11 protein-coding genes are annotated in these 11,775 nt (G+C 64.7%); 8 read left to right on the forward strand and 3 right to left on the reverse strand.

All coding sequences use genetic code 11. From position 1 onward, the window contains the following. The first annotated feature begins 27 nt into the window (after positions 1 to 27). Positions 28 to 945, forward strand: coding sequence for a pyridoxal-phosphate dependent enzyme (locus tag NPS58_RS12280; protein ID WP_274115620.1), 918 nt, complete (start codon positions 28 to 30; stop codon positions 943 to 945). Between the two features lies 1 nt (position 946). Further along, complete coding sequence (locus NPS58_RS12285; protein ID WP_274115621.1) at positions 947 to 1,747, forward strand: AraC family transcriptional regulator; 801 nt, start codon at positions 947 to 949, stop codon at positions 1,745 to 1,747. Between the two features lie 20 nt (positions 1,748 to 1,767). Here NPS58_RS12285 and NPS58_RS12290 read toward each other — a convergent pair whose 3' ends face one another. Together NPS58_RS12290 and NPS58_RS12295 are read right to left on the reverse strand one after the other, a co-directional pair. Beyond that, positions 1,768 to 2,664, reverse strand: a complete 897-nt coding sequence (locus NPS58_RS12290) for a bile acid:sodium symporter family protein (protein WP_274115622.1) — start codon at positions 2,662 to 2,664, stop codon at positions 1,768 to 1,770. A gap of 46 nt (positions 2,665 to 2,710) precedes the next feature. Continuing rightward, entirely contained in the window at positions 2,711 to 3,487 is a 777-nt protein-coding gene (locus NPS58_RS12295) for a class II aldolase/adducin family protein (RefSeq protein WP_274115623.1), read from the reverse strand. 172 nt (positions 3,488 to 3,659) lie between these two features. Between NPS58_RS12295 and NPS58_RS12300 the strand changes: the two genes are divergently transcribed. Beyond that, a complete protein-coding gene (locus NPS58_RS12300; RefSeq protein WP_274115624.1) occupies positions 3,660 to 4,667 on the forward strand; it encodes an AraC family transcriptional regulator in 1,008 nt (335 codons plus the stop codon). On the opposite strand, the gene NPS58_RS12305 is transcribed toward NPS58_RS12300, so the two are convergent. Continuing rightward, the gene (locus NPS58_RS12305; protein WP_274115625.1) at positions 4,664 to 5,236 is read right to left on the reverse strand and encodes an HD domain-containing protein; all 573 of its coding nucleotides are present in this window, start codon (positions 5,234 to 5,236) and stop codon (positions 4,664 to 4,666) included. The two genes, NPS58_RS12300 and NPS58_RS12305, sit on opposite strands and share 4 nt — an antisense overlap. 194 nt (positions 5,237 to 5,430) lie before the next feature. Between NPS58_RS12305 and NPS58_RS12310 the strand changes: the two genes are divergently transcribed. The 5 genes from NPS58_RS12310 to NPS58_RS12330 all read left to right on the forward strand — a co-directional run bounded on the left by NPS58_RS12310 (position 5,431) and on the right by NPS58_RS12330 (position 11,724). Beyond that, positions 5,431 to 6,309, forward strand: a complete 879-nt coding sequence (locus tag NPS58_RS12310) for a Dyp-type peroxidase (RefSeq protein WP_274115626.1) — start codon at positions 5,431 to 5,433, stop codon at positions 6,307 to 6,309. Positions 6,310 to 6,631: 322 nt separating this feature from the next. Then, positions 6,632 to 8,533 carry a potassium transporter Kup gene (locus NPS58_RS12315; protein ID WP_274115627.1) on the forward strand — a complete coding sequence of 634 codons (1,902 nt, stop codon included), beginning with the start codon at positions 6,632 to 6,634 and terminating at the stop codon, positions 8,531 to 8,533. Positions 8,534 to 8,771: 238 nt separating this feature from the next. After that, on the forward strand, positions 8,772 to 9,752 hold the full coding sequence (locus tag NPS58_RS12320) for a quinone oxidoreductase family protein (protein ID WP_274115628.1): 981 nt from the start codon (positions 8,772 to 8,774) through the stop codon (positions 9,750 to 9,752). A gap of 12 nt (positions 9,753 to 9,764) precedes the next feature. Beyond that, entirely contained in the window at positions 9,765 to 10,613 is an 849-nt protein-coding gene (locus NPS58_RS12325; RefSeq protein ID WP_274115629.1) for a TauD/TfdA dioxygenase family protein, read from the forward strand. Between the two features lie 58 nt (positions 10,614 to 10,671). Next, positions 10,672 to 11,724, forward strand: a complete 1,053-nt coding sequence (locus NPS58_RS12330) for a 3-keto-5-aminohexanoate cleavage protein (protein WP_274115630.1) — start codon at positions 10,672 to 10,674, stop codon at positions 11,722 to 11,724. Positions 11,725 to 11,775 lie beyond the last annotated feature (51 nt).

Consider the following 11,775-nt stretch of genomic DNA (forward strand, 5'->3'; position numbering starts at 1 on the left):
GAGCGGTTCCCCACATGGAGTAAGTGCATGAGCCTGCATATCGAAACCCCGCTGCTGGCATCCCGCCCGTTGAGCCTGGCCAGTGGCCTGGACATCTGGCTGAAGCTGGATGCCCTGCAGCCCTCGGGCTCGTTCAAGTTGCGTGGAATCGGTGCTGCCTGTGAAGCCTACGCCAAACAGGGCAAGCGCCGCTTCGTGTCGTCATCGGGCGGCAATGCCGGGATCGCCGTGGCCTACGCCGGGCGCTGCCTGGGCCTGGCAGTCACCGTGGTGGTGCCGGAAACCACCACCGAACGAGCCAGGCAACTGATCCGCCAGGAGCAGGCCGAGGTGATCGTGCACGGTCAGGCCTGGCACGAAGCCAACGCCCTGGCGCTTTCGCTGCTGGGCGACGATGACGCCTATATCCATCCCTTCGATGACCCCCTGCTGTGGCAGGGCCACGCGTCGATGATCGACGAAGTCGCAGCCAGTGGATTCACACCGGATGCGGTGGTAGTCGCGGTAGGCGGCGGCGGGCTGTTGTCCGGTGTGTGCGAGGGCCTGGCGCGCAACGGTTGGGGCCAGGTGCCGGTGTTCGCCGTCGAAACCGCCGGCGCCGCGTCGCTGGCGGCTGCCATGGCGCAAAAGCAATGGGTTGCGCTGGACAGCGTCAACACCGTGGCGACTTCGCTGGCCGCCAGGCAGGTGTGCCAGCGTGCGTTCCAGTGGAGCCAGGAGCGCCCGGTGTTCAGCCACGTGGTCAGCGACCAGGCAGCGCTGGAGGCGTGCGAGCGGTTCCTGTCGGACCAGCGCCTGCTGGTCGAGCCTGCCTGCGGCGCCGCGCTGGCACTGGCCTATGCGCCCAGCGAGGCGCTCAAGCACTACGCCAAGGTGCTGGTGATCGTCTGTGGCGGCGTGACCGCGACCCTCGACCAGATCCGCCAGTGGCGGGCGGCCTGCTGATTTGGAGCGAGTCGTTCACCAGGCCGGGGGCCATCCGGGCGTTCGCCTGATCGATGCCCGTTACCAGCAATTTGCCTTTCCACGGCATTTTCACCTGGAGTACCACATCGGCCTGATCGTCGCCGGCCAGCAGCGCTACGCTGCCGGTGGCGAACGCCAGCTGGCCGGCGCCGGGGACATCCTGCTGATGGCCCCGGAGCATGTGCACGACGGTGCCAGTGCCAACGACCAGGGCTACGGCATTCGCATCCTTACCCTGGATCCGGCCTGGCTGGCCGAGGTCAGCCGTGACCTGAGCGACGGCCGCCAAGGTTTGCCCACTCTTAACGCCAGGCAACTGCGCCACCCGCAATTGCAGCGGTTGCTCGACGGCCTGCACCAGCCCCACGACCCGCTGGCGTTCCAGGCACAGTTGTGGGAAACCCTGGCGTTGTTGCTGGGCATGGGCTCCACGCTCACGGTCAGCGATCACGGCAACGGCTTCGCTCCCAGGCACTGGCAGCAGTTGAGGGAGTGGCTGGAGTCGCGCCTCGACCAGCCGCCGAGCCTGGAAGAGATGGCCGCGTTCGTCGATTTGAGCCCCTGGCAGCTGCTGCGCCGCTTTCGCAACCACTGCGGGCTGCCACCCCAGCAATGGCTGACCCAGTTACGTCTTGAGCGCGCCTTGCCGCGGGTGCTGGCCGGCCAGCCGCTGAGCGCGATTGCCCTGGACCTGGGGTTTTACGACCAGGCGCATTTCAGCCGCCTGTTTCGCCGCACCTACGGCGCGCCACCCCGCACCCTGCAATCACGAACACGGTAGGCGCGCTAGCGGCGTATCGGTCACAGCGTATCGCGGGGCAACTCGGCTTCCAGGGGCAGGGGCGCGCGGCTTACCCACCAGCCGAAAGCCGCGGCGGTGAAGAACATGATCAAACTGTAGATAGCCGCCGGGATGGCCATGGTCGAGTTGTTGAGCAGGCTCGGTGCCAGAGCCAGGGCAATGGCCAGCGTGCCGTTGTGGATACCGATCTCCATGCCGATGGCAATCGCCTGGCGCTTGGGGATCTTGAGCAGGCGCGGCAGCCAGTAGCCGATGCCCAGGCTCAACAGGTTGAACAACAGCGCGGCGCCACCCACCACGGGGGCGTAGTCGACCACGGTCTGCCAGTCCTTGACCAGGGCCAGGACCACGGTGAACACCAGGAAGAGTGCCGCGACGAGCTTCATCGGCCGCTCCATGCGCGCCGCAAAACCTGGCGCCAGGCGACGGATCAGCATGCCCAGGGCGACAGGCACCAGGACAATGGCGAACACCTGCAGCACCTTGGTGAACTGCAGCGGGATCGCCTGGTCGGCGGTCATGAAGTAGGCCAGCGACAGGTTTACCAACAGCGGCATGGTGAGGATCGCGATCAACGAATTGACAGCGGTCAGGGTCACGTTCAAGGCCACGTCGCCATGGGCCAGGTGGCTGAACAGGTTGGCCGTGGTGCCGCCTGGGGAGGCGGCCAGGAGCATCAGGCCCACCGCCAGCGCCGGGGCCAGGCCGAACCCCTTGGCGATCAGAAGGCAAATGAACGGCAGCAGGAGGATCTGGCAGGCCAGGCCGATGATCACCGGACGAGGGAATTTCACCACCCGGGCAAAATCGGCCAGGGTCAGGGTCAGCCCCAACCCGAGCATGATGAAGCCCAGGGCGATGGGCAAAAAGGCGCTGAGCAATGGCGATGCAGTCATGTCCGGGTCTCACGCAAAGGGATGAGCGCCAGTGTAGGCGAGGATTTCAGGCCGCGTAGCCGGGCATCTGCCCGTCGAGTTTGCGCAGCAGCGCAGGCCACGGCAATGCGCCGCCCATACCGGTGCTGCTGCGCAGTACGCCGGCGAGCATGGCCTGGGTGCCGGCGAGGATACTTTTGGGGATCTCGGCCAGCGCCACGCCGCTGCCCTGGGCCATCAGCTGGATCTCGCAGGTTCGCTGGAAGATGAACATCATCAGAAAGGCATCGGCCACGCTTGCTGCGCAAGTCATCAGGCCGTGGTTGCGCAGCATCATGTAGTGGCTCAGGCCCAGGTCGGCTTGCAGGCGGGCCTTTTCGTCGGCGTGCAGGGCCACACCTTCGTAGTCGTGGTAGCTCAGGCTCGCCAGCACGAACATCGACTGCTGGGACAGCGGCAGGATACCGGCCTGCTGCGCCGACACCGCAACGCCAGCGGCGGTGTGGGTATGCAACACGCAATTGACGTCGTGGCGCACCTCGTGCACGGCGCTGTGGATGGTGTAGCCGGCCGGGTTGATCTCGAAGGGGCTGTCCATCTGCTTGGTGCCTTCAAGGTCGACCTTCACCAGGCTCGAGGCGGTGATCTCATGGAACATCAGGCCATAGGGGTTGATCAGAAAGTCTTCGGTGCCTGGCACCTTGGCCGATATGTGGGTGAATACCAGGTCGTCCCAGCCGTGCAGGGCGATCAGCCGGTAGCAGGCGGCGAGGTCGACCCGGGTCTGCCACTCCTGGGCCGAGACCTGTTGCTGGACATCCAGAGGGGAATTCAAGCTAGGCATGGGGCACTCCTTGTTATTGTGGTTTTGGCCCTGAGTCTAGCCAGCCGGCGCTCGCGCGGAACTCGCCTTGGCAGCCAGACTGGTAGCCTTGCGGGTCAACCGACCGGTAAGGTTGTTCGCCTGCGGGCAGTGGTGTAGAACTGCTGCGCACCGATCGAACAAGAGTCCGTTGATGACCGAACGCACCACTTCTTCCCATTGGGCCAGCACCATCGTCCAGTCCCTGGAGCACCAGGGCGTCGATTGTCGTCAACTGTTCCGGGCCCTGGGCATGAACTACGCGGCCCTGAGCGACGCCGAGGCACGCTTCCCCCAGGACGGCATGACCCGTTTGTGGCAAGCCGCGACGCAGGTCACCGACAACCCGGCCATTGGCCTTGGCATGGCCCGCGCCGTGCGGCCGTCGGCCTTTCATGTGGTGGGGTATGCGGTGATGTCCAGCCACACGCTGCTCGAAGGTATCGAGAGCCTGGTGCGCTACCAGCGGATCATCGGCGAGGGCGCAGACCTGGCCCTGCAGGCTACCGACGAAGGCTACGACCTGACCCTGGCCATTCATGGCGACCGCCTGCCCTCGACCCGGCAAAGTGCCGAAGGCTCGCTGGCTTACTTCCTGGCGTTCTGCCGTTGGTTGGCCAATCGGCCCTTGCAGCTGCGGCGAGTGTGCTTTCGCAGTCAAGCGCCCGAGGACCTTGCACCCTACGCCGAGGTATTCCAGGCGCCCCTGCAGTTCGATGCCGAGCACTACGCCCTGTGCTTCGAACGCGCCGACCTGCAGGCGCCACTGCCCACGGCCAATGCCGCCCTGGCCAAGTTGCACCAGCGCTTTGCCGACGACTATCTGGCACGCTTCACCGATGGCCAGGTGACGCACCAGGTACGCCTGCTGCTGTGTCGCCTGCTGCCCCAGGGCGAGCCTCGCCGGGAGGTCATGGCCCAGGCCCTGTTGCTGTCCGAGCGCACCTTGCAGCGGCGCCTGCAGGATGAGGGCAGCAGTTTTCACCAGTTGCTCGACGACACGCGCCGCACCCTGGCCGAACAGTACCTGGCCCAGCCCGGGCTGAGCCTGCAGGAGATCTCCTACCTGCTGGGGTTCTCTGCGCCGAGCAATTTCTTCCGCGCCTTTCGCCGCTGGTTCGCCACCACCCCCAACGAATACCGGGCCAACCGCGCGCCTTAGCTCGCGGCCATGTACAGCGATTGCCGAGGGCGGGCGAACACCCGACGCAGCATGGGCTCGAAGAACGCCAGTGGCAGGGTTTCGCCCGCCGGGTCGAAGGCGGCGGCGTCGTAGCGGGCACAGAACTCGATAGTGCGCAGGTACTGCGGGTGGTGCTTGAATTGTTCGCGCAAGAAACGATCCATGCCCAGGTGATGGAAGAAGTAGTAACCCTGGAATATGCCGTGGTGCTCGATCATCCAGTGGTTCTCGGCGCTGACAAAGGGCTTGAGCATGGCCGCACCGATATCGGCGTGGTTATAGCTGCCCAGGGTGTCGCCGATATCGTGGAGCAGGGCGCAGACCACGTACTCTTCGTCTTCACCGGCACGGTAGGCCAGGGTGGCGGTCTGCAGGGAATGGGTCAGGCGATCCACCGCAAAGCCGCCGAAGTCACCCTCGAGCAACCTCAGGTGGGCGAGGATGCGCTCGGGCAAGCCTGCAGCGAAATCGGGAAAGTGGCGAGCGATGATTGCCCAGTCCTCGGCGGTGCCGTTGTCCATGTGGGTAAAGCGCGCGCGTGCATTCATGCAGGGCTCCAGGGTCAAGGCCATTGTGGCTGGGCCGAGCATAGGGAGCTGGGTGCCGTGCGCCCAATCACTCCGGGCGCCAGGTTGTTATCTTTGTTGGCCATTGTTGGCCGTGCCTGCGTCAAGGCGTCGCGCTTGTAGACCCTGGCCCCAGGCAGTAGCATTCGCGGCTTTACTCAAGGATCCGACTTCCGATGCAGTTCCAGCCAGGCATTCTCGCCGCTCCCGTTCCCACTCAAGCCCGTCACCTGTTCTTCTCCCTGCACACGCCGGCCGCGCTGGCCAGTGTGCTCGATGCGCTGTTGCAACAGGTGGATGGCAGCCGCGTGGTGGCCGGTTTCGGCGCGCCGCTGGTGAAGGCCTTGGGCCGTAGCATCGAAGGCTTGCGAGACTTCCCGCAGCTGACTGCTGCAGTGGACAACCCTTGCACCCAGCACGACCTGTGGTTGTGGGTGCGCGGTGAGGACCGCGGTGACCTGTGGCTGCTCAGCCAGGACCTGGAAAAGCTGCTGGCCCCGGCGTTCGCCCTGGTCGAGGCGACCGACGCCTTTCGCCACAAGAGCGGCCATGACCTGACCGGTTATGAAGACGGCACCGAGAACCCGGTGGCCGATGCCGCGGTAGAGGCGGCGATCGTTGCCGGCGGCGTGCCGGGCGTGAGTGGGTCGAGCTTTGCCGCGTTCCAGCTGTGGCGTCATGACCTGGACTGCTTCAAGGCGCTGCCGCAGGCCGAGCAGGACGACATTATCGGTCGGCGCAAGGCCGACAATGAAGAGCTCGACGATGCCCCGGAATCGGCGCATGTAAAGCGTACCGCCCAGGAAAGCTTCGCGCCGGAGGCCTTTATCGTACGTCGCTCCATGCCTTGGGCGGATGAGCGGGGGGCGGGGCTGGCGTTCCTGGCTTTCGGTCATTCGTTCGATGCGTTCGAAGTGCAACTGCGGCGGATGAGCGGGCTGGACGATGGTGTGGTCGATGCCTTGTATCGCTTCAGCCGGCCGCTGACCGGCGGTTACTACTGGTGCCCGCCGATGGGCGCAGCGGGCCTTGACCTGAGTGCCTTGCTCGGTTGATTCGTGCGGGCGGTGGGCATATCCATCATTTGTGCAGGTGCCGGGTCACCATTGCGCCCTTACGGCGCCTTACTTTGGCAAAGGTCTTGCCCCACCATGAGCCCTACGCTGCGGTGCTGGCCTGCGCGGTACCTGTAGGAGCGGGCTTGCCCGCGATCGGCCGTAAAGCGGCCGTAGGCCAGGCAACTCCGAAAGTGGAGGCTGTACTGGCCTCTCGCGGGGCCAGCCCGCTCCTACCGGTGTTCAATTTTTACGGACTTTTTACGCCGGCGTTGAGCGCTTGCACGGATACTGGCGGCGTTCCGGATCCGAGACGCTTGCTGTGAACCCGACTGCCTCCCACGCGACACCTCATGCCCCCGCAAAAACTTCGTCAATCAGCCTGCTCGTCGCCGCCGTCGGCGTGGTGTATGGCGACATTGGCACCAGCCCGCTCTACACCCTCAAGGAAGTCTTCGCCGGCCACTATGGCGTGCAGGCCAATCATGACGGGGTGCTGGGCATCCTGTCGCTGGTGTTCTGGTCGCTGATCTGGGTGGTGACCGTCAAGTATGTGCTGTTCGTGCTGCGTGCCGACAACCAGGGTGAGGGCGGCATCATGGCCCTCACCGCACTGGCGCGCCGGGCCGCGGCGCCGTACCCGCGCCTGAGCCGCGTGCTGGTGCTGCTGGGGTTGTTCGGCGCTGCGCTGTTCTATGGCGACAGCATGATCACCCCGGCGATTTCCGTGCTGTCGGCGGTGGAAGGGCTGCAATTGGCCTTCGATGGCATCGAGCATTGGGTGGTGCCGATCTCATTGGTGGTACTGGTGGGCCTGTTCCTGATCCAGAAGCACGGCACCGCACGCATCGGCATCCTGTTCGGCCCGGTGATGGTGCTGTGGTTCACCGTGCTCGGGGCCCTGGGTATCCATGGCATTGTCCAGCGCCCGGAGGTGCTGCTCGCGCTGAACCCGGCCTGGGCGGTGCAGTTCTTCGTGGTGCACCCGGGCATCGGCGTCGCCATCCTGGGCGCGGTGGTGCTGGCGTTGACCGGTGCCGAGGCGCTCTACGCCGACATGGGCCATTTTGGTCGCAAGCCGATTGCCCGTGCCTGGATCCTGCTGGTGCTGCCAGGACTGGTGCTCAACTACTTCGGCCAGGGTGCGCTGATCCTCGGCAACCCGGAGGCTGTGCGCAACCCCTTCTACCTGTTGGCGCCAGGCTGGGCCCTGGTACCGATGATCGGGCTGTCGACCCTGGCCACCATCATTGCTTCCCAGGCGGTGATTTCCGGGGCGTTTTCCCTGACTCGCCAGGCCATCCAGTTGGGCTACGTACCGCGCATGTTCATCCAGCACACCTCAAGCCAGGAGCAGGGGCAGATCTATATCGGTACGGTGAACTGGGCGCTGATGGTCGGCGTGGTGCTGCTGGTGATCGGCTTCGAGTCCTCCGGCGCCCTGGCAGCGGCCTATGGCGTGGCCGTGACCGGCACCATGCTGATCACCACCTTGCTGTCGGCTGCCGTGGTGCTGTTGCTGTGGAAGACGCCGCGCTGGCTGGCCGTGCCGTTGCTGCTGGGTTTCCTGCTGGTCGACAGCCTGTACTTTGCCGCCAACGCGCCGAAGATTTTCCAGGGTGGGGCGTTCCCGGTGATTGCCGGCATCGGCTTGTTCATCCTGATGACCACCTGGAAGCGCGGGCGCAAGATCATTGTCGAGCGCCTGGATGAGTCGGCGCTGCCGCTGCCGTTGTTCATCGCCAGCATTGCGTCGCAACCCCCGCATCGGGTGCAGGGTACCGCGGTGTTCCTGACCGCGCGGGCGGATGCGGTGCCCCATGCGTTGTTGCACAATTTGCTGCACAACCAGGTATTGCACGAACGCGTGGTGTTGTTGACCGTGGTGTCGCAGGATCGGCCACGGGTGCCGCTGGCGCAGCGTTTCGAGGTGCAGCGTTTTGGTGAGGGCTTCTACCGGGTCAACTTGAATTTCGGCTTTACCGAGGAGCCGGATGTGCCGGCGGCCTTGCAGTTGTGCCATTTGCCGGAGCTGGATTTCAGCCCGATGGGCACGACGTATTTTTTGAGTCGCGAGACCGTGATAGCCACCAAGCGCATGGGCATGGCGCGTTGGCGGGAAGGGCTGTTTGCCTTCTTGCTGAAAAATGCCAACAGCAACCTTCGGTATTTCAACTTGCCGCTGAATCGGGTGATCGAGCTGGGCACCCAGGTCGAGATGTGAAAAGCCCGCTCCTACGGGTTGAGTTAGCCGGCCGCAGCTTGCGCTTCGGCTCGTTGGCAAGGTGAAGAGGGCGTGGCGAACGTACGAGAAAGCCCTGTGGGCGGCCAGTAGCGCGCGGGTTGTCATCAAATGAAAACAGTGTGTCGTCCGATGCGAAGCACCTCGCAGGCGCAGGGCTTAGAGTCCAATCAACCAGAACTGACGCAGTGCGTCCAGATCGATGATTGGAGTGACATGCATGGCCAAAGTCGTACGTTTCTATCAAACCGGTGGGCCCGAGGTGCTGCGCTATGAGGACGCTGAGGTCGGCGAGCCCGGCCCGGGCCAGGTCCGGTTGCGCCAGGTGGCGGTAGGCCTGAACTACGCCGACACCTACTTTCGCAACGGCACCTACCCGATCCCGATGCCCAATGGCATGGGCGTGGAAGCCTCGGGCGTAGTGCAGGCAGTGGGCGAGGGCGTCACCCAGGTAGCGGTCGGCGACCGGGTGACCTACACCGGGTTCCTCAACACCCTGGGCGCCTATTGCACCGAGCGCCTGATCCCCGCCGCCGCGCTGATCAAGCTGCCGGAAACCATCGCCTTCGAAACCGCCGCGGCGATGACCATGCGCGGCCTGACCTCGGCCTACCTGATGCGTCGCCTGTACGACTTCAAGCCGGGCGACACGGTGCTGCTGCACGCTGCCGCCGGCGGCGTGGGCCTGATCGTTTCGCAGTGGGCCAAATTGCTGGGCGTGAACGTGATCGGTACCGTCTCGACCGAAGCCAAGGCTGAAGTGGCCAGGGCCCACGGTTGCACCCACACCATCAACTACAGCCACGAAGACGTCGCCAAGCGAGTGCGCGAGTTGACGGACGGCGTCGGCGTCAATGTGGTGTTCGACAGTGTCGGCAAAAGCACCTTCATGGCTTCGCTCGACTCGCTCAAGCGCCGCGGCCTGATGGTCTGCGTGGGCACTGCGTCCGGCACCATCGCGCCGTTCGACCCGCAAATCCTGGCCATGAAGGGCTCCTTGCACCTGACCCGCCCGGCACTGGCCGACTACATCGCCGACCCTGCGGAGAAGGCCGACCTTGCCGGCGAGCTGTTCGATCACGTCAGCAGCGGCCGGATCAAGATCGAAATCAACCAGCACTACGCCCTCCAGGATGCCGTCCAGGCACACCGTGACCTGGAAGCGCGGAAAACCACCGGCTCCTCGATCTTCGTCATCTGAAGAGGGCAACACATGCACATCGAACAACTGACCTGCGCCATCGGTGCCGAAGTGACCGGTGTCAACCTGGCTGATGCGGTCCACGACGATGGCCTGTTCGACCAGTTGCGTGAACAACTGCTCAAGCACCGGGTGCTGTTCCTGCGCAACCAGGACATCAGCCGCGCCGAGCATGTGGCCTTTGCCCGGCGCTTTGGCGAGCTGGAGGACCACCCGGTGGCCGGCAGCGATCCGGATCACCCCGGCCTGGTGCAGATCTACAAGCGCCCCGACCAGCCGGCCGATCGCTACGAGAACGCCTGGCACACCGACGCCACCTGGCGCGAGGCACCGCCCATGGGCTGCGTGTTGCGCTGCGTGGAATGCCCGCCGGTGGGTGGCGACACCATGTGGGCAAACATGGTCCTGGCCTACCGGAACCTGCCCGACGAGGTGAAACAGAAGATCGAGGGCCTGCGCGCCCGACACAGTATCGAGGCCAGCTTCGGCGCCGCGATGCCGATTGAAAAACGCCTGGCGCTCAAGGCCCAGTACCCCGATGCAGAGCACCCGGTGGTGCGTATCCATCCCGAAACCGGCGAGCAGGTGCTGTTCGTCAACGCCTTCACCACCCATTTCAGCAACTACCACACCCCCCAGCGCGTGCGCTTCGGCCAGGACGCCAACCCCGGCGCCGCCGACCTGCTGCGCTACCTGATCAGCCAGGCCTACCTGCCCGAGTACCAGGTGCGCTGGCGCTGGAAGCCCAACAGCGTCGCCATCTGGGACAACCGCAGTACCCAGCACTACGCGGTCATGGACTACCCGCCCTGCCACCGCAAGATGGAACGCGCCGGGATCAAGGGCGACCGTACCTTCTAAGCCTTACCGATCCGCCCCACGGCAGACAAAAGACAATAACAAGACTGAGGATGACAGCATGCAATTCTTCGATGATTCGTTGCACCCGGAAAACATGGAAAAGGTGGTGATCACCGTCGCGCCCTATGGCCCGGAATGGATGCCAGAGGACTTTCCCGAAGACATTCCGCTGACCATGGACGAACAGGTACAAAAAGCGGTCGACTGCTACGAGGCCGGTGCCACCGTGCTCCACCTGCACGTACGCGAGCTGGACGGCAAGGGCTCCAAGCGCCTGTCCAAATTCAACGAATTGATTGCCGGCGTGCGCGAAGCGGTGCCGGAGATGATCATCCAGGTGGGCGGTTCGATTTCCTTCGCGCCGGAAAGCGACGGCGAAGCCGCCAAGTGGCTGTCCGACGACACCCGCCACATGCTCGCCGAGCTGACCCCGCGTCCCGACCAGGTCACCGTGGCGATCAACACCACCCAGATGAACATCATGGAGCTGCTCTACCCGGAATATCTGGAGGGCACCTCCCTGGCCAACCCGGCGATCCAGGCCGCGTACAGCGAGATGACCGTGCCGGCCGGGCCTGCCTGGGTACGTGAGCACCTGCGCCGCCTGCAGGCGAGCAACATCCAGCCGCACTTCCAGCTGACCGGCATGCACGCCCTGGAAACCCTGGAGCGCATCGTGCGCAAGGGCGACTACATGGGCCCGCTGAACCTGACCTGGATCGGCATCGGTGGCGGTTTCGACGGCCCCAACCCGTTCAACTTCTTCAACTTCATCCACCGCGCGCCCAACGGCTGCACCCTGACCGCCGAATCGCTGCTCAAGAACGTGCTGCCGTTCAACACCATGGCCCTGGCCATGGGCCTGCACCCGCGTTGTGGCAACGAAGACACCATTATCGACCAGCACGGCAAGCGCTTCGGTTCGGTACAGCAGATCCAGCAGACCGTGCGCGTGGCCCACGAACTGGGCCGCGAGATCGCCAACGGCAAGGAGGCCCGCGCCATCTACCGCATTGGCCAGCAGTACAACAGCATCGAGGAAACCCTGAAGGCCAATGGCATGGCACCCAATCGCCAGCCAGGCCAGAAGGGTGTACCCCAGCGCGCCTGATGGGCCAGGGTCGGCGTGCCCGCTACGCGCCGACCCGTCCGTTACAGCGCT

This window comes from Pseudomonas putida (genome assembly GCF_028682455.1).
Classification (GTDB): Bacteria; Pseudomonadota; Gammaproteobacteria; order Pseudomonadales; family Pseudomonadaceae; genus Aquipseudomonas; species Aquipseudomonas putida_AA.